Origin of the sequence: Phenylobacterium sp. 58.2.17 (assembly GCF_026411515.1) — a bacterium.
In the GTDB taxonomy this organism is placed as follows: Bacteria; Pseudomonadota; Alphaproteobacteria; order Caulobacterales; family Caulobacteraceae; genus Phenylobacterium.
Genome location: NZ_JAPMTQ010000001.1, coordinates 316,443 through 339,128, shown reverse-complemented (window position 1 = coordinate 339,128; position 22,686 = coordinate 316,443). Strand labels below are relative to the sequence as shown.

The following is a 22,686-nucleotide window of genomic DNA, read 5'->3' as shown; positions in this document are numbered from 1 at the left end:
GCGGCCGGCGCCCGCCAATCGTCCGGCGACCGCGCCTGCCGCGCCCGCGGCCCCCACGGCCCAGCCGCAACAGCCGCCTCCGCCGGAGGTCCCGTTCTAGATGGCCGGCGCGCGCCCCTTGGCCCCCTGGCGCTGGATCGGGGTCCCGCTTGTTCAGTGCCTGATCCTGACCGTCCTCTTCTCGCTGCCCTTCCGGCCCTTCGGCCTCAGCTTGCCTGAGCCGATCTTCCCCATGGCGCCGGCCTTCGCCTGGGCGGTGATCCGCCCGTCCATGCTGGCGCCGGTCGCGGTGCTCGCGATGGGGCTGTTCCTCGACCTGATCTGGGGCGCGCCGATGGGCCTGTGGGCTCTGTCGCTGTTGCTGGTCTATGGCGCGGCGCTGGTCGGGCGCAGCATGATGGCCGGCCAGAGCTTCCCGGTCATGTGGGCCTGGTACGCGGCGGCCACCGGCCTAGCGCTTGGGGCCGCCTTCCTGTTCACGATGGTCGGGGCCCATGCGACAGCTGACCCCATCGCCGTCGCCTGGCAATTCCTCGCCACAATCATATTGTTTCCGTTCGCGCACCTGCTCATCGACCGGTTCGAGGATGCAGACGTGCGTTTCCGCTAGGGTTCCGAAGCGATGGCCGAGCCGTCGATCTTCTTCTCCGAGGTCAATGAACGGCAGGGTGTGTTCCACCGCCGGATGTTCCTGCTCGGCGGTATCGCAGGCCTCGGCCTGGGCGCGCTCGGGGCGCGTCTGGCGCACCTGCAGATCATCGAGACCCAGCGCTACGAGAAGCTCTCGGCCTCCAACCAGTTCAATTTCCGCCTGGTGCCGCCGCCGCGCGGCCTGATCGTCGACCGCAACGGCGCGATCCTGGCCTCCAACCGTCCGAACTTCCGGCTGCTGGTGACGCGGGAAGACAATTCCACGGACGTCGAAGGCACGCTGAAGACGCTGGCGACCTTCGTGCCGCTGGATGAGGCGCGGCAATTGCGCCTGATCAAGGACATCAAGCAGACCCCCAAACGCGTGCCGGTCTCGGTGTTCGAGGACATGAGCTGGGACGAGTTTTCGGCCATCAACATCCGCGCCCCTGAATTGCCGGGCGTCACCGCCGACATGGGCGAGGTCCGGGTCTATCCGCACGGCGGCGCCTTCGCGCACGTCATCGGATACGTGGCCAAGGTCAACAAAGAAGACCTCACCCCGACGGGCCCGAATTCGGACCCGATCCTGCTCAATCCCGGCTTCCGCATCGGCCGGCAGGGGGTCGAGAAGGCCTTCGATCTGGACCTGCGGGGCAAGGCCGGGGCGCGCAAGGTCGAGGTCGACGCCAACGGCCGCGAGGTCCGTCAGGACGAAGCCGGCGATATCCCGAGCACGCCCGGCAAGCGCATCGAATTGACCCTCGATGTCGATATCCAGAACCGCGCTCTGGAGGTGATGGGCGACGAGAGCGGGGCCATCGTCATGATGGACTGCCGCACGGGCGACCTGCTGTGCATGGCCTCGTCGCCGAGCTTTGACGCCAATCGCTTCGTACGCGGGCTGTCGGGGCCCGAGTACCGCGCCCTGGCGCAGTACGAGCGCAAGCCGCTGCTCGACAAGGTGATGACCGGCACCTATCCGCCCGGCTCGACCTTCAAGCCGACGGTGGCGCTGGCCGCCCTGACCGCCGGGGTCGACCCGGAGGTCCGCGTCCACTGTTCCGGCGGCTGGTACTGGGGCGGGCGCACCTGGCGCTGCTGGAAGCATGGCGGGCACGGCTCGCAGAACATGCACGACGCCATCAAGAACTCCTGCGACATCTACTTCTACCAGACGGCGCTGCGGATGGGCCCCGATCCGATCGCCAAGGCGGCCCATGCCATGGGCTTCGGCCAGATCTTCGACATCGGCATTCCCGGCCAGAAGAAGGGCGTCGTCGGTTCGCGCGAATGGAAGCGCAAGGCGGTCAAGCGCGAGCCGGTCTGGCAGCCGGGCGACTCGGTCAGCTACGGCATCGGCCAGGGCTATGTGGCCGTGAACGCGCTGCAGCTGGCGGTGATGACCGCGCGGCTGGCCAACGGCAAGAAGGCGCTGAACCCGCGGCTCATCAAGTCGGTCGGCGGGGTGGAGCGGCCGCACGGCGACGACGTGCCCGATCTGCCGTTCACAAAGGAACAGCTCGACTATGTCCGCGGCGGCATGGTCGCGGTGGCCAACGACACCGGCGGCACCGCCTATCGCCAGAGCCAACTCGGCCTGGGCGACATCCAGATGGCCGGCAAGACCGGCACCGCACAGGTCCGCTCCTATGCGGGCCTGGCCTCGCGCAGCAGCGCCGGCGTCACCTGGCGGCTGAAGGACCACAATCTGTTCGTCGCCTTCGCGCCGGTCGATGATCCCCGCTACGCCGTGGCGGTCATCGTCGAACATGGCGGCCTGGGCGGCGCCACCGCCGGCGCCCCGCGCGCCCGTGAGGTGATGCGCGTGGCGCTGATGAAGGATCCGGAGCTGCGCTCGCGCATCGAGACGCCGATGCCGATGCCGGAGGCTCCGGAACCGCTGGAGGCCGAAGGCGTCGCGCCCGAGGCGCCGACCGTTACCGCGGCCCCGACCGCGCCGGCCGCGCCTGCCGCTCCGGCCCCGGCCGCATCCACCCCCACTGGAGGCGCGATATGACCGTCAGCGCCCTGACCCGTCCCGGCGAGCGCGACCGTCTGGTCGTCAAGCTGTCCGAGATCGACTGGCTGTTCGCCCTGGCGCTCTGCCTGATCGCCGGCGCCGGCGCCCTGATGATGTTCTCCATCGCCGGATCCTCGTGGGAGCCGTGGGCGGCCAAGCACCTGACCCGCTTTGCGCTGTGCTTCGTGCTGATGATCGGCCTGGCGATGATCGACCTGCGGGTCTGGTTCGCCATCGCCTATCCGCTGTACGGCATAGGCCTGCTGCTGCTCGTCGCGGTCGAGGTGGCCGGCGACGTGCGCATGGGAGCGCAGCGGTGGCTGGCGCTGGGGCCGTTCAGCTTCCAGCCGTCGGAGATCATGAAGCTCGGGATCGTGTTAGCCCTGGCGCGGTTCTATCACGGCATCTCGGCTGACAATGCGCGGCTGTCCTGGTGGCTACTGGTCCCCGCCGCGATGATCGGGGCGCCCACGGTGCTGGTCATGCACCAGCCGGACCTGGGAACCGCCATGCTGATCGCGATGACCGGAGTGGCCATCGTCGTGCTGGCCGGACTGTCCTGGCGGATCATCTTCGCCGGGATTGCGGCCTTCGTCGTCGCGGTGCCGCCGCTGGTGATGTTCGTGCTGCACGACTACCAGCGCAAACGGGTGCTGACCTTCCTCGATCCCGAAAGCGACCCTTCGGGTTCCGGCTATCATATCCTGCAGTCCAAGATCGCGCTGGGCTCGGGCGGCTTTTTCGGCAAGGGCTACGGCCTCGGCTCGCAGAGCCAGCTGAACTTCCTCCCGGAAAAGCAGACCGACTTCATCTTCGCGACCCTGGCCGAGGAGTTCGGCTTCCTGGGCTGCTTCTCGCTGCTGTTCCTCTATGGCGCGGTGATCTTCATGGCGCTGCGCACCTCGGCCCTAGCCCACTCGCACTTCGGACGGCTGTCGGCGGCCGGGACCACCGCCACCTTCGCGCTTTACGTGCTGATCAATGGGGCGATGGTCATGGGCCTGGCGCCGGTCGTGGGCGTGCCGATGCCGCTGCTGTCCTACGGTGGCACCGTCATGCTGACGGTGATGATCGGCTTCGGCCTGGTCCAGGCCGTGCGCGTCCATCGCTATTCGGAAGTGACCAGCGGCAAAGGCGCGCTGATGTAGGTCAGGCGACCGTCACGGTCGTTTCGCCCTCGCCGACTGGCGCTTGGAAGCTGCGCAGGAAGCGGGCCAGCATCGCATCGTCGACCGGGATCGCCCCGCGCGGATCGGTCTGCTCGCGGCGGTCTGCGAGCCGGCGCTGCAGCAGCTCAGGCTGAGCGTGCAGGTAGATGAGACGCCAGCGCCCGCCCGCGCGTTCGACCTCGGCCTTGAACTCGTCACGATGGGCGCGGCTCCAGAAACTGGAGTCGATCACCACGGCCTGGCCGCTGCGCACTGCCTCGCCGACCTGGCTCCGCAGCCAGGCGCGCACCGGCTCCAGCAGGGCAGGGTAGGCGTCGGCTGGGAAGTCGACCCCGTACCGGCCATGACGGCGCCAGACCTCCTCGTCGATCGACAGCCGCAGGAAGCCAGCCTCCTCGAGCGCCATGGCGAACGCGGTCTTGCCGCTGCCGGCCACGCCGCACATCAGCACCGCCAGGCCGGGCAGGGGTCTTAGGGACAGAAGCGCGTCGGCGATGGTGACTGCCATGGCGACGCTCCGGGGCCTACAGCTTCAGCGCCTGGTCCGTCGCCCGCACCAGGCCGTCGACTATGCCCGGCTCGGTAGAGGCGTGGCCCGCGTCCCAAACGATGTCGAAACTGGCCTCGGGCCAGGCGGTCTTCAGCCGCCAGGCGCTGTCCATCGGCGTCACCACGTCGAACCGGCCCTGGACGATCCAGCCCGGAATGCCGCGGATCTTGTCGATGTTGTTGAGGATCCAGTTGTCCTCTTTGAAGAAGCCGCCATTGGCGAAGAAGTGGCACTCGATCCGTGCGAAGGCGATGGCGAAGTCGATTTCGTTGAACTTCGATGGCCGCGCCTCGGGCCCGCGGATGGAGATGGTGTCTCCTTCCCATTGGCTCCAGGCGGCCGCGGCCTCGGCCTGGATGCGGCGGTCAGAGTGCGTCAGGCGCTTGTGATAGGCGGCCATCATGTCGCCGCGCTCGGCCTCCGGGATCGGCGCGCAGAACCGTTGCCACGCATCCGGGAACAGCATCGAGGCGCCTTCCTGGTAGAACCAGCGCAATTCTCGCTGGGTCAGCAGGAAGATGCCGCGCAGCACCAGCGCCTCGACCCGATGCGGATGGGTGATGGCGTAGGCCAGCGCCAGGGTGCTGCCCCAGCTGCCGCCGAACACCGTCCACTTTTCGACGCCCAGATGGATACGCAGCCGCTCGATGTCCTCGATCAGCGTCCAGGTGGTGTTGTCTTCCAGACTGGCGTTCGGTCGCGACTTGCCGCAGCCGCGCTGGTCGAACAGCGCCATCCGCCACTTTGCCGGGTTGAAGAACCGCCGCATGGTCGGGTTGATCGCCCCGCCCGGGCCGCCGTGCAGGATCACGCACGGCTTGCCGTCGGGATTTCCGCACTCCTCATAGAAGATCTCGTGCGTCCCCCCCGTCGGCAGCCAGCCATAGGCGAACGGCTCGTTGTCCGGGTACAGCCCCTTGCGGTGCGCGGTGTTCGAGACGGCGAAGGGTGGGGTGTTGCGTTCCATCCCGGCCAGTCTACTTCGGGAAGCGGCGCCCCATCCAGTCCAGGATGAGCCGGTTGACCTCCTCGGGCTTCTCCTGCTGCGTCCAGTGGCCGCTGTCCTTGATCAGCGACTTCTCCAGGTCGGAGATCACCTCTTCCATGCCGTCGGCCATGGCTGGCGATAGCACCACGTCCTTCTCGGCCATGATCATCAGGCAGGGAACGCCGTCGATGCGGGTCGGCAGGTCGGCCGAACGCTCCCAGTTGCGGCTGAAGTTGCGGTACCAGTTGATCCCGCCGGTGAAGCCGGTGGCCTGGAAGGTCTCGACGAAGCCCGCCAGTTCATCGGCGTTCAGCAGCTGGTTGACGGTGTCGGCCTTGTCCCAGGCCTTCAGCGCGTCGCCGAACGCAAAGGTCGAGCCGCCGGTGGGGGCCGCGACCTGCTGGATGGCGGCGGGACGGCGCATGAAGAAGCGCATGGTCTTGTCGACGTCGGCGGCCAGGGCCGCGTCGGCGACGCCCGGCTTCTGGAACCAGACGATATACATGTCCTCGCCGAACACCTTGCGCATCCCCTCGATCGGGTCGATCGGCGCGCGGCGCATGAACGGGGTGTTGAGCCCGATGATCCCGGCCACGCGGTCCGGATGCATCAGCGGCAGCTGCCAGACGACGATGCCGCCCCAGTCGTGGCCGACGAACACGCCCTTGGCCGCGCGCAGGTGGTCCAGCAGCCCGACCAGGTCGCCGGTCAGGTGCTCCATGTCGTAGTCGGTGACCGCCGCGGGCCGCTCGGTCAGGCCATAGCCGCGCTGGTCGGGCGCGATCGCCCAGACGCCCGCCGCCTCGCAGGCCGCCAACTGATGCCGCCACGAGAACGCCAGCTCCGGGAAGCCGTGGCAGAAGATCAGCGGCACGCCCTGGCCGCGGGGCCCGACCTCGTAATAGGCCATGTCGATCCCGTTGACCTTGGCGTGCTGGACGGGCGGCATCTGGCGGGCGAGGGCGGTGGACATGGCGGGCTTCCTCCGAAGGTTTGCCCCAGCTTGGCAGGGTTCCTTGCGCGGAAGGCAAGCGGCGCTTGGCGCGATCGGCGCGAATGACGCTAGAAGGGGGCCGATGACCAGCCAGCAAGCCGCCGCCGTCGACCGCACCCCCTGGGGCCTGGTGTTCCTGCTCGGCGCGCTGACCGCCTTCGCGCCGATGTCGATCGACATGTACCTGCCCAGCCTGCCGGCCATAGGCGCGGACCTGCGGGCGACCTCCGCCCAGACCCAGGGCACGGTCGCAGCCTTCTTCGCCGGGATGGCGATCGGCCAGTTCTTCTACGGCCCGGCCTCAGATCGCTTCGGCCGCCGCGGGCCGATCCTGCTGGGGGTGGCGATCTATGTCGGCGCCTCGGTCGCCTGCGCGCTCGCCACCTCCGGCGACATGCTGATCGCGGCCCGCTTCGTCCAGGCGCTCGGCGGCTGCGCCGGCGGCGTTGTCGCTCGCGCCGTGGTCCGCGACCGCTTCAACCACACCGAGACGGCGCGGATGCTGTCGCTGATGACCCTGATCATGGGGCTGGCGCCGATCCTCGCCCCGATGCTGGGCGGCCTGCTTCTGACGCTCGGCGGCTGGCGGCTGAACTTCTGGGCGCTGGCCGTGTTCGGCCTGGCCTGCGGGGCGGCGACCCTGCTGTGGCTCAAGGAATCGCGCTCGGCCGAGACCGCCGCCCAGGCCGCGGCTGAGAACCCGCTGAAGGCCTATCTGGCCCTGCTGCGCCAACCGCGCCTGGTCGGCTACGCCCTGGCCGGGGCGCTGAACGGCGCGACGCTGTTCACCTACATCTCCGCTTCGCCCGACCTGCTGATCGGGACCTACGGCATCTCGCCCCAGCATTTCGGCTGGGTGTTCGGTCTCAACGCCGCGGCGATCATCGGGGCCAGCCAGGTGAACCGCCATCTGCTGCGAAGGTCCACGCCCGACCAGGTGCTGGAGCGGGCGAGCCAGGCGGCCGTGCTGGCCTCCATCGCCCTGGCGCTGGCCGCCCTGACCGGCTTCGGCGAACGCTGGAGCATCCTGCCTCTGCTGTTCGTGTTGCTGGGCAGCTACGGCTTCATGCAGGGCAACACCATGGCCGGCGCGCTCAATGTCGACCCGCGGCGGGCGGGTTCGGTCTCGGCCCTGATGGGCGGCGCCTCCTTCGGCGTCGGGGCGCTGGCGGCCAGCCTGTCGGGCGCGTTCCACGACGGCACGCCGCGTCCGATGGCGGTGGTCATGGCGCTGGCGGTGATCGGCTCGGCCCTGGCGCTGCGCACCCTGGCCCTGCCGAAGGCCGCTCAGTCCTGAGGCTTCTGCAGGGCGGCCCAGGCCAGCACCGCCCAGCCGACCATGAACAGCAGCCCGCCGATCGGCGTGATCGCTCCGAACCAACGTGGCGCGCCCAGGGCCATGGCGAACAGGGATCCCGAGAAGATCGCAATTCCGCTAAGGAAAAGCGGCGGCGTCACCCGCGCCAGCCGACCGCCGGCGTTAACCACCACCACCGACGCGAAGACTGCCAAGGCGTGCAGGAAGGCGTAGGTTGCGCCCGTATGCATCCACTCCTTGGCCTTGGGATCGGTCACGCCATGGGCGGCGAAAGCGCCAAACGCGACGGCAAGAAGGCCACAGGCTGCGGCGGTGGACATCCAGATACGCAGATTGCTCATGCCGTCTGCCTAGCGACTCCCGCTAGCATTGACCACAAGTACAGGGGGGGCGGGCAATGAACCCGGCATCGGTCGCCGATTATCGCGAGCTGGCCCGGCGGCGTCTGCCGCCGATGTTTTTCGAATACATCGACGGCGGGTCCTACGCCGAGGTGACGCTGGAACGAAACGTCGCCGACATCGAGGCGCTGGCCCTGCGCCAGCGAGTGATGCGCGACATGACCCAGCTCGATCTCTCGGTCGAGGTGCTGGGCCAGAAGATGGCCATGCCGATCGGGCTTTCGCCGGTGGGCATGGCCGGCATGTACGCCCGCCGCGGCGAGGTACAGGCCGCTAGGGCTGCGGCCGCCGCCGGCGTTCCGTTTTGTCTGTCGACCGTCGGCGTCTGCTCGGTCGAGGAGGTCGCCGAGAGCGGCAAGGCCCCCTGGTTCCAGCTCTACATGCTCAAGGACCGCGGTTACATGCGTGAGCTGCTGGGCCGGGCCAAGGCCGCCGGCTGCCCGGTGCTGGTTTTCACTGTCGACCTGCCGCTACCGGGCGCACGCTATCGCGACATCCGCTCGGGCTTCACCGGCGCCACGGCCCTTTCCGGGGCGTTGAACACCGCCTGGCAGGGGGTGACTCACCCCGAATGGCTGTGGGACGTCTGGCTCAACGGCCGCCCCCACAGCCTCGGTTCGGTGGCTGGAGCGATTCCCCAGGGACGCGGCGTCACCGACTTCCTCAGCTGGATCGCAAAGAATTTTGATCGATCGGTCACCTGGGCCGACCTCGATTTCGTGCGGCAGGTCTGGGACGGTCCGATCGTGATCAAGGGCGTGCTCGACCCGGAGGACGCGCGCGACGCGGTCCGCGCCGGCGCCCAGGGCCTGGTGGTTTCCAACCACGGAGGGCGTCAGCTCGACGGCGTGCGTTCGTCGATCTCGGCCCTGCCGGCCATTGTCGATGCGGTCGGAAATGATCTCGAAGTCCTTATGGACGGCGGGATTCGCTCGGGTCTCGACGTGCTGAAGGCGTTGAGCCTGGGGGCGAAGGCCTGCTTCGTCGGCCGGGCCTGGGCCTATGCGCTGGGGGCGGGGGGCCGGCCCATGGTCTCCAAGATGCTGGGAACCCTCCGCGCCGAGCTCTCCACGGCCATGGTGCTGACAGGCTGCGTCGCCGCGCGAGACGCCGATAAGTTGCTACTAGACGTCGCACCTTAGAAAATCTTTTCAATTTGAGGCGCGCAGGCCCATCGACAAGGGCTGATCTTGCCGGGTAAATGCCCGCCGAATTTGCGCGCAACAACGGTCGCCGAAAGCCGGCCCTGCTGCGTGCCCGAGTTTTGAGAGCGAGGTATCCGGATGGGAGCTCCCGAGCGGCAAGGTCTTTACGACCCGCGCAACGAACACGATGCGTGCGGCGTGGGTTTCGTGGCCAATATTAAAGGTCGCAAATCGCACGAGGTCGTGACCTCCGGCCTCGAGATCCTGATCAACCTCGATCACCGCGGCGCGGTCGGCGCCGACCCGCTGGTCGGCGACGGCGCCGGGATTCTGATTCAGATTCCCGATGCGCTGATCCGCGACTGGGCGGCCAAGGAAGGCGTCGATCTGCCGCCGGCCGGCGAATACGCCGTGGCCATGTGCTTCCTGCCCAGCGACGACGCCGCGCGCGACGTCGTGATGGCCCAGTTCGAGCACTTCCTGAAGGTCGAGCATCAGCCGCTGCTGGGCTGGCGCGACGTCCCGGTGAACACCGACGGCCTCGGCGCCGCCGTGCTCGCCGACATGCCGGTGATCCGCCAGGCGATCATCGGCCGCGGCCCGAACATCCGCAGCCAGGACGCGCATGAGCGCAAGCTGCTGGCCGTCCGCAAGCAGACCCAGAACCCGCTGGCGGAGCTGGCCGTGAAGCACGGCATTCCCAGCATCGCCAACCTCTACATGCCGTCGCTGTCGACCCGCACCGTGGTCTACAAGGGCCTGCTGCTCGCCGATCAGGTCGGCACCTTCTACAAGGACCTGCAGGACGAGCGCTGCGAAAGCGCCCTGGCCCTGGTTCACCAGCGCTTCTCGACCAACACCTTCCCGTCCTGGAAGCTGGCGCACCCCTACCGGTTCATCGCCCACAACGGCGAAATCAACACCGTCCGCGGTAACGTGAACTGGATGAACGCCCGCCGGCGCACCCTGGAAAGCGACCTGCTGGGGCCCGACCTCAACAAGATGTGGCCGCTGATCCCGCACGGCCAGTCGGACACCGCCTGCCTCGACAACGCGCTCGAGCTGTTGGTCGCCGGCGGCTATCCGCTGGCCCATGCGGTGATGATGCTGATCCCGGAAGCCTGGGCCGGCAATCCGCTCATGGACGCCAAGCGCAAGGCTTTCTACGAGTACCACGCCGCGCTGATGGAGCCGTGGGACGGCCCGGCCGCCGTCGCCTTCACCGACGGCCGGCAGATCGGCGCCACCCTCGACCGTAACGGCCTGCGTCCGGCCCGCTTCATCATCACCGACCAGGACCATGTGATCATGGCCTCGGAAGTCGGCGTGCTGACGGTTCCGGAGGAGCGCATCGTCCGCAAGTGGCGACTGCAGCCGGGCAAGATGCTGCTGATCGACATGGAAGAGGGCCGCATCATCGAGGACGAGGAGATCAAGCGCTCCCTGTCCGAGGCCGAACCCTACGCCGACTGGCTGCGCGACACTCAGTTCAAGCTGGAAGAACTGCCCGAGATCGCCTTCAACGAGGCGCTGTCGAACGACGCGGCCCAGCTGCTCGATCGCCAGCAGGCCTTCGGCTACACCCAGGAAGACGAGCAATTCTTCCTGGCGCCGATGGCGACCACCGGCGAAGACCCGATCGGCTCCATGGGGGCCGACACCCCGATCGCCGTGCTCTCGAAGCGCTCGAAGCTGCTCTACGACTACTTCAAGCAGAACTTCGCCCAGGTCACGAACCCGCCCATCGACCCGATCCGCGAGGAACTGGTCATGAGCCTGGTCTCGATGATCGGCCCGCGCCCGAACCTGCTCGGCCGCCACGCCGGCACCCATAAGCGCCTGGAAGTCTCCCAGCCCATCCTCACCAATGAGGACCTGGCCAAGATCCGCTCGATCAGCGAACTGCTGGACGGGTCGTTCCGGACCGCCACCATCGACACCACCTGGGCGGCCGCCGACGGCGCCGAGGGCCTGGAGCGGGCGCTGGACCGCCTGTGCCGGGAGGCCACCGACAACGTCCTGGCCGACAAGAACATCCTGATCCTGTCCGACCGCCGGGTCGGCTCGGACCGCATCCCGATCCCCGCCGCGCTGGCCACCGCCGCGGTGCACCACCACCTGATCCGTCAGGGCCTGCGCATGCAGACCGGTCTGGTGATCGAGACCGGGGAAGCGCGCGAAGTGCATCACTTCTGCGTCCTGGCCGGCTACGGCGCGGAGGCGGTGAACCCTTACCTGGCGTTCGAGACGCTCGAAAACCTGCGCCTGCGCGAGGGCATCGCGCTCTCGGCCTACGAGGTCCGCAAGAACTACATCAAGGCCATCGGCAAGGGCGTCCTGAAGGTCATGTCCAAGATGGGCATCTCGACCTACCAGTCGTACTGCGGCGCTCAGATCTTCGACGCCGTCGGCCTGTCGTCCGAGCTGATCGAGACCTACTTCACCGGCACCGCCACCACGATCGAAGGCATTGGCCTGGCCCAGATCGCCGAGGAGTCGGTGCGCCGTCACCGCGACGCCTACGGCGACAATCCGATCTACGCGACCATGCTGGACGTCGGCGGCAGTTACGCGTTCCGTCTGCGCGGCGAGCATCACGCCTGGACCCCGGAAACCGTCTCCAAGCTGCAGCACGCGGTTCGCGGCGGCCGTTCGGATGACTACCGGGCCTTCGCCGAGGGCATCAACGAACAGTCCGAGCGGCTGCTGACCATCCGCGGTCTGATGCGCTTCAACTTCAACGAGACCCCGGTTCCGATCGAGGAGGTCGAGCCGGCCAGCGAGATCGTCAAGCGCTTCGCCACCGGCGCGATGAGCTTCGGCTCGATCAGCCGTGAAGCCCACACCACGCTCGCCGTGGCCATGAACCGCATCGGCGGCCGCTCCAACACCGGTGAGGGCGGCGAGGAAGCCGACCGCTTCAAGCCGCTGCCGAACGGCGACTCGATGCGTTCGGCCATCAAGCAGGTGGCCTCGGGCCGGTTCGGCGTCACCGCCGAGTACCTGGTCAACGCCGACGACATCCAGATCAAGATGGCCCAGGGCGCCAAGCCCGGCGAGGGCGGCCAGCTGCCCGGCCACAAGGTCGACAAGAACATCGCGCGCGTGCGTCACTCGACGCCGGGCGTCGGCCTGATCAGTCCGCCGCCGCACCACGACATCTATTCGATCGAGGATCTGGCCCAGCTGATCCACGACCTGAAGAACGTCAATTCGGGCGCCCGCATCTCGGTGAAGCTGGTGTCGGAAGTGGGCGTCGGCACGGTCGCCGCCGGCGTCGCCAAGGCCCGCGCCGACCACATCACCATCTCGGGCTTCGAGGGCGGCACCGGCGCTTCGCCGCTGACCTCGCTGGTCCATGCCGGCTCGCCGTGGGAGATCGGCCTGGCCGAGACCCAGCAGACCCTGCTGCTCAACGGCCTGCGCACCCGCGTCGCGGTCCAGGCGGACGGCGGCCTGCGCACCGGCCGTGACGTCGCCATCGCCGCCCTGCTGGGCGCCGACGAGTTCGGCTTTGCGACCGCCCCGCTGATCGCCGCCGGCTGCATCATGATGCGCAAGTGCCACCTCAACACCTGCCCGGTGGGCGTGGCGACCCAGGACCCGGTGCTGCGCGCGCGCTTCACCGGCCAGCCCGAGCACGTGATCAACTACTTCTTCTTCGTCGCCGAGGAACTGCGCGAGATCATGGCCTCGCTCGGCTTCCGGACGGTCAACGAGATGGTCGGCCGCGTCGACCGCCTCGACGCCCGCGAGGCGGTCGATCACTGGAAGGCTGACGGCGTCGACCTCTCCAAGCTGCTCTATGCGGCCGCTCCGGAAGGCGCCAAGGGCCTCTGGAACATGGACCGCCAGGACCATGGCCTGGGCAAGGCGCTGGACAACACCCTGATCGCCGACGCCGCTCCGGCGCTGGAGAGGGGCGAGCCGGTGGTGCTCGAATACCCGATCAAGAACATCAACCGGACCGCCGGCGCGATGCTCTCGGGCGAGGTGGCCAAGCGCTACGGTCATGCCGGCCTGCCGGAAGACACCATCGCCATCAAGTTCCGCGGCCAGGCCGGCCAGAGCTTCGGCGCCTTCGCGGCCCGCGGCGTGACGCTGGAGCTGACCGGCGACGGCAATGACTATGTCGGCAAGGGTCTGTCGGGCGGCCGCGTGGTCGTGCGCCAGCCGGCCGAGGCGCGTCGCGATCCGACCCAGAACATCATCGCCGGCAACACCGTGCTCTACGGCGCCATCGCCGGCGAGGCCTACATCCAGGGCGTGGCGGGCGAGCGCTTCGCCGTCCGCAACTCCGGCGCGGTGACGGTGGTCGAGGGCGTGGGCGACCACGGCTGCGAATACATGACCGGCGGCGTGGTTGTCGTGTTGGGCGACACGGGTCGCAATTTCGCGGCCGGCATGTCCGGCGGCGTAGCCTATGTCTACGATCCGAAGGGCCGCTTCGCCGACCTCTGCAACAAGGCGATGGTCGACCTCGAAAAGATCGAGCCCGCGACCCCGACCACCCGCGAGGACGAGCCTTTCCGCCCGAGCCAGCGTTCGCTGTCGGTCGACAACAACGGCATGGGCGACGTGCTGCGCTTCGACGCCGAACGTCTGCGCATCCTGATCGAGCGCCATCACCTCTACACGGGGTCGGAGCGTGCTCGTCAGATTCTGGAAAACTGGGACCAGACCCTCGGCTCGTTCGTGAAGGTCATGCCCAAGGATTACCGCCGCGCGCTGGAGGAAATGGCCGCGGAACGTCAGGCGGCTGCAGCCGTCGCGGCGGAATAGTCACGAGAGTCGGAGGACGGCATCATGGGTAAGGTCACCGGCTTTCTCGAGATCGAGCGCCAGGAACGGACTTACGAGGCGCCGCAGGAGCGCCTGAAAAACTGGAAGGAATTCGTCCACCCCATGCCGGCGGCGGACGTGTCCAAGCAGGCCGCGCGCTGCATGGACTGCGGGATTCCGTTCTGTCACCAGGGGTGCCCGGTCAACAACCAGATCCCGGACTTCAACAACCTGGTCTATCGCGACCAATGGAAGACGGCGCTGGAGAACCTCCAGTCGACCAACAACTTCCCGGAGTTCACCGGCCGGGTGTGCCCAGCGCCCTGCGAGGCGTCGTGCACCCTGAACATCATCGACACTCCGGTGGCCATCAAGACGGTCGAGTGCGAGATCGTCGACCGCGGCTGGCAGGAAGGTTGGATCAAGCCGCAGATGTCGCCGCGCGGCACCGGCAAGCGCGTCGCCGTCGTCGGCTCGGGTCCGGCGGGCCTGGCCTGCGCCCAGCAGCTGGCCCGCGCCGGCCACGCCCCGACCGTGTTCGAGAAGAACGACCGGATCGGCGGCCTGCTGCGCTACGGCATCCCGGACTTCAAGATGGAGAAGCACCTCATCGACCGCCGCGTGGCGCAGATGGAAGGTGAGGGCGTGATCTTCCGGACCAACTTCGAGGTCGGCAAGACCGTCTCGGTCCAGCGCCTGCTCGACGACTACGACGTGCTGGTCATGGCCGGCGGCGCGGAAGACCCGCGCGACCTGCCGATTCCGGGCCGCGAGCTGGCTGGCGTCCATTTCGCGATGGACTTCCTGACCCAGCAGAACAAGCGCAACGCCGGCGACGACGAACTGCGCGCGGCGCCGACCGGTGGCATCTCGGCCACCGGCAAGCATGTCGTCGTGATCGGCGGCGGCGACACCGGCAGCGACTGCATCGGCACCTCGAACCGCCACGGCGCAGTCCTGGTCACCCAACTGGAAATCATGCCGCAGCCGCCGGTTCGCGAGAACAAGCAGCTGACCTGGCCCGACTGGCCGCTGAAGCTTCGAACCTCGTCGAGCCACGAAGAGGGCTGCGAGCGCGACTTCGCAGTGTCGGCCAAGCGCTTCATCGGTTCGAACGGCAAGGTCGAGGCGGTCGAGTGCGTCCGCGTCGAGTGGGTTGCAGGCGCCGATGGTCGCCAGACCCTGCAGGAAATCGCCGGCAGCGAGTTCCTGATCAAGGCCGATCTGGTGCTGCTGGCCATGGGCTTCGTCGGCCCGCGCCACAACGAGTTCATCGCCCAATCCGGCGCCGAGCTCGACCCGCGCGGCAACGTCAAGGCGCCGGTCAGCGACTACAAGACCACCTCGGCCAACATCTTCTCGTGCGGCGACATGCGTCGCGGCCAGTCGCTGGTGGTCTGGGCGATCCGCGAGGGCCGTCAGTGCGCCCAGGCGGTCGATGAGTACCTGATGGGGACCAGCAAGCTTCCCCGCTGACGCTTAGGCGTTGAGGCCGGCGAGCGAGGCGGCTAGGGCAGGGACATGATCCGTTCCTGCCTGACCGCGCTGGCCGCCGTCCTCGCCCTGTCGCCCGCCGCTACAGCCCAAGAGCCGGCGGCCGAGGCCCAGACCGTTTATCGCAACGTCACGCTCATCGACGGGACCGGTGCGCCGCCCCGCGCGGGCATGAACATCCTCGTCCGCGGGGAGCGGATCGAGCGGGTCTGGAAAGAGGGTGAGATCGCCTTCAAGCTGGCGCCGACCACCCGCGTCGTCGATATGAGCGGCAAGTACGTGCTGCCGGGCCTCACCGACAGCCACCAGCACCTGGCCACGCCCCCGAACCGCCGCTTCGCCGAGGCCCAGCTCAAGCGCGACCTCTACAGCGGGATCACCTCGACCCGCGACATGGCCGACGACCTGCGCAACATCGCCGACCTGGCCCGCGCTGCCCGTATCGGCGAGATCCCCGGCCCCGACATCCACTACGCCGCCCTGATGGCCGGCCCATCGTTCTTCGACGACCCGCGCGTCGGCGCCGCCTCGCTGGGCGCGGTCGGCGGCCAGGTCCCCTGGATGCGGGCGATCACCCCCGACACCGATCTCCGCCAGGCGGTGGCCGAGGCCAAGGGGACCAGCGCCACGGCGATCAAGATCTATGCGAACTTGCCCGGCGAGGAGGTGGCGCGGATCACGACCGAGGCACACCGACAGGGTCTGCAGGTCTGGACCCATGGGGCGGTCTTCCCGGCGACGCCCGCCCAGGTGCTGGCCGCGCGGCCCGACACCGTCAGCCACGTCTGCATGCTGGCCTACCAGGTGTCCGACCAGATCCCGACCGGCTACCACCGCCGCGCCGCCGTCCAGGAAGAGAAGTTCGGCCAGGGGGTGAACCCGCAGATTGCTCCGCTGCTGGTCCAGATGAAGCAGGACGGCGTCGTCCTCGACGCCACGGTCCGCATCTACGAGGCGATGAAGGCCCGGCCGAGCAAGCCCTACTGCTCGACGGAGCTAGCCGCCCAGCTGACCGCCCAGGCCCTGAAGGCCGGGGTGACGATCTCGGCCGGCACCGACGGGTTCTCCAACCCGGCCGGGGCCTATCCGGCGCTTTACGAGGAACTGGAGCTGCTGGTCGACCGGTCGGGCTTCTCGCCCATGCAGGCGATCGTGGCGGCGACCCGGAACGGCGCGCTCGCCGTGAGCAAGACGCCGGACTTCGGAACCATCGAGCCGGGAAAGCTGGCGAACCTGGTCTTTACGGGCCAGGATCCGTCCAAGGACATCCGCGCCCTGCGGACCATCACCCTGACGGTCAAGCGCGGGAAGGACTATCCCCGGGCCGACTTCGATCCCGGCGCGGACGTCGCCGCCCGCGCCATGGTCGACGACTGACTCAGCCCATGAACCGGCCGGCGGCCCAGTAGGTCAGGGCGCCGATGATCGCCGCGGCCGGCAGGGTCACGACCCAGGCGGTGACGATCTCCTTGGCCACGCCCCAGCGCACGGCCGAGACCCGCTTGGCCGCGCCGACGCCGACGATGGCGCCGGTGATGGTGTGGGTGGTCGAGACCGGCACGCCCAGGCTGGTGGCGGCGAACAGGGTGATCGCCCCGCCGGTCTCGGCGCAGAAGCCCTGCATCGGGGTCAGGCGGGTGATCCGCGAGCCCATGGTGTGGACGATCCGCCAGCCGCCAAACAGCGTGCCCAGGCCCATCGCCGCCTGGCAGGACAGCACCACCCACAGCGGCACATGGAACTCGCCGCTCGACGGGCCCATGCCGTGCGCGATCAGCAAGGCGGCGATGATGCCCATGGTCTTCTGGGCGTCGTTGCCCCCGTGGCCCAGCGAATAGAGCGAGGCCGAGACGAACTGCAGTTTTCGGAACACCCCGTCGACCGCGAACGGCGTCAGCCGCACGAACAGCCACGAGACGATCAGCACCAGGAACAGCGCGAGGATGAAGCCCGTCGCCGGCGACAGCACGATGGCGAACAGGGTCTTGGAGAGGCCGCCCCACATGACGGCGCCCATCCCGGCCTTGGCGACGCCCGCGCCGACCAGCCCGCCGATCAGCGCGTGCGAAGACGAGGAGGGGATCGCCGCCCACCAGGTCAGCAGGTTCCAGCCGATCGCCCCGATCAGGGCCGAGAAGATCAGCCCGTCGCTGATCAGCTCGGGCATGACCAGGCCCGCGCCGACCGTCTTGGCCACGTGCAGGCCGAAGAACAGGAAGGCGATGAAGTTGAAGAACGCCGCCCAGGCGACGGCGATGAAGGGCGGCAGCACCCGCGTCGCCACGATGGTGGCGATCGAGTTGGCCGCATCGTGCAGCCCGTTCAGGAAGTCGAAGGCCAACGCCACGAAGATCAGGAAGATCAGCAGCGGGCCGTAGCCGGCGAGGAGTTCCACGTGGGCTAGACCTGCTCGATCACGATGCCGCTGATGCAGTTCGCCACGTCCTCGAACCGGTCCATGACCTTTTCCAGGTGGCTGTAGACGTCGACGCCGACGACGAACGCCATCGGGTCGTCATGCCGGTGCGCCAGGAACAGCGCCTTGCGGCCGGCGTCGTAGATGGCGTCGGAGCGGTCTTCGATATGGGTGATCTGCTCGGTCAGCTGGCTGAGCCGGGTCACGTTCTGGCGCATGTTGCTCAGCAGGCCGACCGCCTCGCGGGTCAGCACCGCGGCCTCGACGATGATGTCGGCCATTTCCCGCATCGGGCCTTCGAACTCGCGTAGTTCGAACAGGCTGACGACCTTCACCGTCTTGTGCATCTGGTCGATGGCGTCGTCGAGCGAGGTGATCAGGTCCTGGATGTCGCTGCGGTCGAACGGGGTGATGAACGAGCGGCGCACGTTCAGCAGCACCTCGCGGGTGATCGCGTCGGCTGCATCCTCGTGCGCCACGACGCGGGCGCAGGCCTCGGCGACGTCGTCGCCGCCCTGCAGGACCTCGCGCAGTGCGGTCGCGCCCTCCACCAGCTTCTCGGCGTGGGCGCTGAAGAGGTCGAAGAATTTCAATTCCTTAGGCATCAGCGCCTGGAACCAGGTGAGCATCGTTCCGTCCGTGTCCTTCATGTCGCGACCGCGGCGGCGCGATGATTCTGCGCGCTCTTAGCCGCTTCCTGGCTCGGACAGAAGACCTCCAGCGCCCGCGACCGATGCGCGCGGTGAGGCCAAGAGCCCCGTTTGACGAGTGTAGACAGTCAGCTTGGGGCCGCCGAACGCGACCCGCCAGTCGGCGCCGGGCGCCGGCGATCCGATGGCGACGACGGTGTCGATTTCGACCAGCCGCGCGGGCTCTGGGGCGGTCAGGATCGTGATCGGCCGCGCCCGCAGGCGCAGATAGGCCAGGCGGGCCTGGATCGGGTCCTCGACGATGATCGCGACCCCGCCGGGGCGCTGTTCTACGATCGCGGCGGCCGTGGTCAGGTCCTGGCTAAGGGCGTTGCGGTCGGCGGCGTTGGCCCGCTCCCATCGCACGTCGAGCACGGTGGACAGCACGGCCAGCGCCGCGAAGGCGGCCAGCCAGATGTTCATCACCGGCCAACTGCGCAGGGCGGTCGCCGCGCCGGCCGCGGCGATGATCGCCGCCGCCAGCCCCGCGGCCCAGGGCTGTTCGAGCGAAAAGGCGCTGAGCGCCGCCGCGTCCCAGGCGCGCGGGGTGATCCCGCCGAGCAGGCAGGCGGCCAGCCCGGCCAGGCCGACGACCGCCGCCAGGCCCATCGCCATCCGCCACCAGCGTCCGCCGGCGCGGTCGAACTCGCCGATGAACGGGGCCGCAGCGATCCAGAGCAGGGGTATCAGCGCTTCGAACTGCCGGCCCCAGATACGGCTGGGATTGGCGGCCTCGCCCGTGGAGAGCGCCGCCGTCACGGCCAGGGTGCTCGCCAGGCTGAACAGCACCAGCAGGAAAGTCGTCTCGTGCGGGGCGAGGAAGAAGCGCCCACGTCCGCGATGCCAGCGCCAGCGCATCTCGATCCGCAGCAGCCCGGTCAGCGCCGGAATCGCCGCCAGCATCACGCAGGCCGAGGCCATCGCCACCAGTCCGCGGGCGCCGGCGACCCAGCCGTGCGGCGTCACCGCGCCGGTCAGCAGGGCGTCGTAGCGATGCTCCAGATAGAAGCTGAACGGCGCGCTCGCGGCCTGGTTGGTCGCCAGTTGCAGCAGGTTGACGCTGGCCAGGAAGGCGGCGGCCAGCACCGCCACGCGCCCGAAGAAGATGCGCAGGTCGCGCCGGCCGAGCAGGAGGTCCGTCACCGCCAGCAGCAGGAACGCGACGCCCACCGCCGGGCCCTGCGGCTTCAGCATGGTGAGCGCGCCGACCAGGGCGCCCGCCAGGGCCGCATGGGCGATCGGTCGCGGCCCATAGAGCCGTGCGGTGGCCAGCACCGCCGCGCCGAGCAACAGGACATACCACCCCTCGGGCAGGGCCGCGGCGGCGAAGCGGTAGTAGGGATAGGCGAGGGCCAGCAGCGCCGCGCCGATCCAGGTTTCCCGGTCCAGGCTGACGCGCACGCTGGCCAGCGCCAGGGCCAGGCCGCCGAAATAGGCCGCGGCCCCCAGGACCCTCAGCCAGGGCGCGAGGTTCTGCGTCACATAGGTCAGCGCCCGGATCAGCAGACCGAACAAGGCGTCGCCCATCGGCTGGGCGTGCGGCAGCAGGTCGGGCCGCGCCGCCAAGGTCTTGCCGTAGAGCGCGTAGACCAGGTGCGAGCTTTCGGCCCCGGCGTACAGGGGCAGGTCCAGAAAGACGCGGTCGGCGTAAATCAGCGCCGCCGCCGCCGCCGCCACCGCCAACAGGCCGTAGGCCGCCCGTGCGCGCAACCTTGCCGGCTGACCTGCATCCCCCCGATTCATGCCTTCACTGTGGCCGCATCCGCGGCAGGTGGCCATAGCGTGCGAAGGCGTTTGCGTGCGGCCGTGGAACGTCGATCAATGGACGCAGCGATTCACGGCGGGGGAAGCATGCGCGCGGTTCTGCACACTCTGGTCCTGACGGCGGGCCTCGCCCTGGCGGCGCCGGCTGCGGCGCAGGACCTTTTGATTCACGGCGGCCCGATCTACACCGGCGACGCCGTCGTGCAGGCCCTGGTCGTCAAGGACGGCAAGGTCGCCTATGCCGGCCAGCTCGACAGCGCGCGGGCGGCCGCGCCGGGCGCCCGCGATATCGACCTGAAGGGAGCGGCCGCCTATCCAGGCTTCGTCGACTCCCACGCCCATTTGGCCGGGATTGGCTTCCGGGAGATGACCCTGAACCTGGAGGGGACCGCCTCGGTCGAGGCCCTGGTCGCGCGCCTGAAGGCCTGGGCGGCCGCCAATCCGGGCGGCGAGGTGATTTCCGGCGCCGGATGGATCGAGACCCATTGGCCGGAAAAACGCTTCCCGACCCGCGCCGACCTTGATCGCGCTGCGCCCGACCGGCCGGTGGTGCTCAGCCGCGCCGACGGCCATGCGGTGGTCGTCAATTCGGCGATGCTCAAGTTGGCGGGGATCACGGCTCAGACCGCCGCGCCGGCCGGCGGCCAGATCCTTAAGGACGCCAAGGGCGAGCCGGACGGGATGCTGATCGACAACGCCATGGGCCTGGTCCGCGCCAAGGTCCCGCCCCCGAGCGCCGCGGCCCAGGCTGAGGCGGTCCGCCGGGGCGCGCGGCTCTACGCCTCGCGGGGCTGGACGGGCCTGCACGACATGAGCGTCTCGACCCAGGAGGTGGCCATCCAGCAGGCGCTCGCCGCCAAGGGCGAGTTGCCGATCCGCATCGACAACTACATGTCGCAAGCCGACTCGGGGCCGGTCCTGGCCCAGGGCCCGTCGCAGGACCCGACCGGCCTGGTGCGCGTGCGCGGCGTGAAGCTGTTCATGGACGGCGCGCTCGGATCGCGCGGGGCGGCGCTGCTTGCGCCCTATGCCGACGCCGAGGGAACGGGACTCATCGTCACCCCCCGCGAAACCATCGACGCCATCCTCGCCAAGGCGCGCAAGTCCGGCGCCCAGATGGCCGTCCACGCCATCGGCGACCGCGGCAATCGGGTGATCCTCGACGCCTATCAGCAGGCCTTCGCCGGCGACCAGGCCGGGCTCAAGGCGGCCCGCTGGCGGGTCGAGCACGCCCAGGTCCTGGCCCCCCACGACCTGCCGCGCTTCGCGGCCATGGGCGTCGTCGCCTCGATGCAGCCGTCTCACGCCATCGGCGACCTCTATTTCGCCCCCGCGCGGCTGGGCCCGGAGCGGCTCAAGGGCGCCTACGCCTGGGAAAGTCTGCTGAAGTCGGGCGCGGCCGTCGCCGGCGGCTCTGATGCGCCGGTCGAAAAGGGCGATCCGCTGGTCGAGTTCTACGCCGCCGCCTATCGCCACGACCTCAAGGGCTTCGCCGGTCCCGACTGGCGCCTGGAGGAGGCGGTGACCCGCGCCCAGGCGCTCGCCATGCTGACCCGCGGCTCGGCCTACGCCGTCTTTAGGGAAAACGACCTCGGCAGGCTCGCGGTCGGCCGCGACGCCGACATCTCGGTGTTCTCGGTCGACCTGATGACCGCCCCCTTCGCCGACATCGCCAAGGCCCACGCGGTCATGACCATCGTCGGCGGCAAGGTGGTGTACGAGGCCCCTTAGGCGAGATAGGCGTCGATCAGCTTGGCTGCGGCGCGGGCGACCTCGGCGGTGGGGCGGTCTTCGTCGAACAGTTGGCTGGTGAGGAAGGCGCCCTCCAGCAGCAGCAGCAGCGCGTCGGCTAGGCCGTTGGCGTCGTCGGCGCCCATTTCCGTCGCCATGCCGCGCAGCCGCTCGCGCAGGTCGGCCTTGTGCTCTTGGGCGGTGACGCGGGCCAGATGGCCGTGTTCAGGATACTCCACCGCCGCGTTGCTGAGCGGGCAGCCGCGGTAGTCGTCCTGCGCCGCCCGCTGCGCCAGGCCCTCCAGATAGGCGAGCACCTGGGCGCGCGGATCGCCCGGATGCTCGGCCACGGCGGCGTCGAACCGGCTCCAGAAGGCGTCGGCGCCTTCGCGCAGCACCGCGGCGGCCAGCTCGTCCTTCGACCTGTAGGTGCGGTAGAGGCTGGGCTTGGTCGCGCCGGCCTTGGCGACGATCTCGTCGACCCCGACCGCGCGGATGCCTTCACGATAGAACAGGTCACGGGCGGTCTCGCGGATCTTGTCGGCGGCGCGCAGGGGAGCGGCGGTGTCGGGTTTCTTCGGCTCGATCATGA

At 69.0% G+C, this 22,686-nt stretch carries 17 protein-coding genes; 9 read left to right on the top strand and 8 right to left on the bottom strand.

Annotation, left to right across the window (positions count from 1 at the left end):
• The first annotated feature begins 100 nt into the window (after window positions 1–100).
• From OUA97_RS01785 to rodA, 3 genes are read left to right on the top strand one after another with little or no spacing between them, the layout of a single operon-like run.
• Entirely contained in the window at window positions 101–610 is a 510-nt protein-coding gene (locus tag OUA97_RS01785; protein WP_267230028.1) for a hypothetical protein, read from the top strand.
• Window positions 611–622: 12 nt separating this feature from the next.
• A complete protein-coding gene (mrdA, locus tag OUA97_RS01780) occupies window positions 623–2,650 on the top strand; it encodes a penicillin-binding protein 2 (RefSeq protein WP_267230027.1) in 2,028 nt (675 codons plus the stop codon).
• Window positions 2,647–3,801: a rod shape-determining protein RodA gene (rodA, locus tag OUA97_RS01775; protein WP_267230026.1), complete on the top strand. Its 1,155-nt coding sequence runs from the start codon at window positions 2,647–2,649 to the stop codon at window positions 3,799–3,801. Before mrdA ends, rodA begins: the two co-directional genes overlap by 4 nt.
• A gap of 1 nt (window position 3,802) precedes the next feature.
• On the opposite strand, the gene OUA97_RS01770 is transcribed toward rodA, so the two are convergent.
• Genes OUA97_RS01770 through OUA97_RS01760 form a run of 3 tightly spaced genes read right to left on the bottom strand, consistent with a single transcriptional unit; the run spans window position 3,803 to window position 6,333 of the window.
• Complete coding sequence (locus OUA97_RS01770) at window positions 3,803–4,330, bottom strand: AAA family ATPase (protein ID WP_267230025.1); 528 nt, start codon at window positions 4,328–4,330, stop codon at window positions 3,803–3,805.
• A 16-nt stretch (window positions 4,331–4,346) separates the two neighbouring features.
• Window positions 4,347–5,339 (bottom strand): prolyl aminopeptidase, encoded by a 993-nt coding sequence (gene pip, locus OUA97_RS01765; RefSeq protein ID WP_267230024.1) that lies wholly within the window; start codon window positions 5,337–5,339, stop codon window positions 4,347–4,349.
• A gap of 10 nt (window positions 5,340–5,349) precedes the next feature.
• Window positions 5,350–6,333, bottom strand: a complete 984-nt coding sequence (locus OUA97_RS01760) for an alpha/beta fold hydrolase (RefSeq protein WP_267230023.1) — start codon at window positions 6,331–6,333, stop codon at window positions 5,350–5,352.
• 103 nt (window positions 6,334–6,436) lie between these two features.
• Between OUA97_RS01760 and OUA97_RS01755 the strand changes: the two genes are divergently transcribed.
• Window positions 6,437–7,651 carry a multidrug effflux MFS transporter gene (locus tag OUA97_RS01755; protein WP_267230022.1) on the top strand — a complete coding sequence of 405 codons (1,215 nt, stop codon included), beginning with the start codon at window positions 6,437–6,439 and terminating at the stop codon, window positions 7,649–7,651.
• Here OUA97_RS01755 and OUA97_RS01750 read toward each other — a convergent pair.
• Window positions 7,642–8,013, bottom strand: coding sequence for a DUF423 domain-containing protein (locus OUA97_RS01750; RefSeq protein WP_267230021.1), 372 nt, complete (start codon window positions 8,011–8,013; stop codon window positions 7,642–7,644). The two genes, OUA97_RS01755 and OUA97_RS01750, sit on opposite strands and share 10 nt — an antisense overlap.
• 56 nt (window positions 8,014–8,069) lie before the next feature.
• Between OUA97_RS01750 and OUA97_RS01745 the strand changes: the two genes are divergently transcribed.
• The 4 genes from OUA97_RS01745 (at window position 8,070) to OUA97_RS01730 (ending at window position 16,871) form a co-directional block, all read left to right on the top strand.
• A complete protein-coding gene (locus OUA97_RS01745) occupies window positions 8,070–9,215 on the top strand; it encodes an L-lactate dehydrogenase (protein ID WP_267230020.1) in 1,146 nt (381 codons plus the stop codon).
• A gap of 141 nt (window positions 9,216–9,356) precedes the next feature.
• Window positions 9,357–14,000, top strand: a complete 4,644-nt coding sequence (gltB, locus tag OUA97_RS01740) for a glutamate synthase large subunit (RefSeq protein ID WP_267230019.1) — start codon at window positions 9,357–9,359, stop codon at window positions 13,998–14,000.
• Between the two features lie 24 nt (window positions 14,001–14,024).
• Window positions 14,025–15,476, top strand: coding sequence for a glutamate synthase subunit beta (locus OUA97_RS01735; RefSeq protein ID WP_267230018.1), 1,452 nt, complete (start codon window positions 14,025–14,027; stop codon window positions 15,474–15,476).
• Window positions 15,477–15,521: 45 nt separating this feature from the next.
• Window positions 15,522–16,871 carry an amidohydrolase family protein gene (locus tag OUA97_RS01730; protein ID WP_267230017.1) on the top strand — a complete coding sequence of 450 codons (1,350 nt, stop codon included), beginning with the start codon at window positions 15,522–15,524 and terminating at the stop codon, window positions 16,869–16,871.
• Window position 16,872: 1 nt separating this feature from the next.
• Here the strand turns inward: OUA97_RS01730 and OUA97_RS01725 are convergent, their stop codons facing one another.
• From OUA97_RS01725 to OUA97_RS01715, 3 genes are read right to left on the bottom strand one after another with little or no spacing between them, the layout of a single operon-like run.
• A complete protein-coding gene (locus OUA97_RS01725) occupies window positions 16,873–17,889 on the bottom strand; it encodes an inorganic phosphate transporter (RefSeq protein WP_267230016.1) in 1,017 nt (338 codons plus the stop codon).
• A 5-nt stretch (window positions 17,890–17,894) separates the two neighbouring features.
• A complete protein-coding gene (locus tag OUA97_RS01720) occupies window positions 17,895–18,539 on the bottom strand; it encodes a DUF47 domain-containing protein (protein WP_267230015.1) in 645 nt (214 codons plus the stop codon).
• Between the two features lie 57 nt (window positions 18,540–18,596).
• Entirely contained in the window at window positions 18,597–20,309 is a 1,713-nt protein-coding gene (locus tag OUA97_RS01715) for a hypothetical protein (RefSeq protein ID WP_267230014.1), read from the bottom strand.
• A gap of 141 nt (window positions 20,310–20,450) precedes the next feature.
• Between OUA97_RS01715 and OUA97_RS01710 the strand changes: the two genes are divergently transcribed.
• Entirely contained in the window at window positions 20,451–22,094 is a 1,644-nt protein-coding gene (locus OUA97_RS01710) for an amidohydrolase (RefSeq protein WP_267230013.1), read from the top strand.
• Here the strand turns inward: OUA97_RS01710 and OUA97_RS01705 are convergent.
• Window positions 22,091–22,684, bottom strand: a complete 594-nt coding sequence (locus OUA97_RS01705) for a TetR/AcrR family transcriptional regulator (protein ID WP_267230012.1) — start codon at window positions 22,682–22,684, stop codon at window positions 22,091–22,093. The genes OUA97_RS01710 and OUA97_RS01705 overlap by 4 nt on opposite strands.
• Between the last annotated feature and the right edge of the window lie 2 nt (window positions 22,685–22,686).

Bases quoted from the DNA above. Each gene is read 5' to 3' on its own strand.
- pip (WP_267230024.1), bottom strand. From the start codon at position 5,339: ATGGAACGCAACACCCCACCCTTCGCCGTCTCGAACACCGCGCACCGC.
- OUA97_RS01755 (WP_267230022.1), top strand. From the start codon at position 6,437: ATGACCAGCCAGCAAGCCGCCGCCGTCGACCGCACCCCCTGGGGCCTG.
- OUA97_RS01750 (WP_267230021.1), bottom strand. From the start codon at position 8,013: ATGAGCAATCTGCGTATCTGGATGTCCACCGCCGCAGCCTGTGGCCTT.
- gltB (WP_267230019.1), top strand. From the start codon at position 9,357: ATGGGAGCTCCCGAGCGGCAAGGTCTTTACGACCCGCGCAACGAACAC.
- OUA97_RS01730 (WP_267230017.1), top strand. From the start codon at position 15,522: ATGATCCGTTCCTGCCTGACCGCGCTGGCCGCCGTCCTCGCCCTGTCG.
- OUA97_RS01735 (WP_267230018.1), top strand. From the start codon at position 14,025: ATGGGTAAGGTCACCGGCTTTCTCGAGATCGAGCGCCAGGAACGGACT.
- OUA97_RS01720 (WP_267230015.1), bottom strand. From the start codon at position 18,539: ATGCTCACCTGGTTCCAGGCGCTGATGCCTAAGGAATTGAAATTCTTC.
- OUA97_RS01710 (WP_267230013.1), top strand. From the start codon at position 20,451: ATGCGCGCGGTTCTGCACACTCTGGTCCTGACGGCGGGCCTCGCCCTG.
- OUA97_RS01745 (WP_267230020.1), top strand. From the start codon at position 8,070: ATGAACCCGGCATCGGTCGCCGATTATCGCGAGCTGGCCCGGCGGCGT.
- OUA97_RS01785 (WP_267230028.1), top strand. From the start codon at position 101: ATGGCCGGCGCGCGCCCCTTGGCCCCCTGGCGCTGGATCGGGGTCCCG.
- mrdA (WP_267230027.1), top strand. From the start codon at position 623: ATGGCCGAGCCGTCGATCTTCTTCTCCGAGGTCAATGAACGGCAGGGT.
- OUA97_RS01760 (WP_267230023.1), bottom strand. From the start codon at position 6,333: ATGTCCACCGCCCTCGCCCGCCAGATGCCGCCCGTCCAGCACGCCAAG.
- rodA (WP_267230026.1), top strand. From the start codon at position 2,647: ATGACCGTCAGCGCCCTGACCCGTCCCGGCGAGCGCGACCGTCTGGTC.
- OUA97_RS01705 (WP_267230012.1), bottom strand. From the start codon at position 22,684: ATGATCGAGCCGAAGAAACCCGACACCGCCGCTCCCCTGCGCGCCGCC.
- OUA97_RS01770 (WP_267230025.1), bottom strand. From the start codon at position 4,330: ATGGCAGTCACCATCGCCGACGCGCTTCTGTCCCTAAGACCCCTGCCC.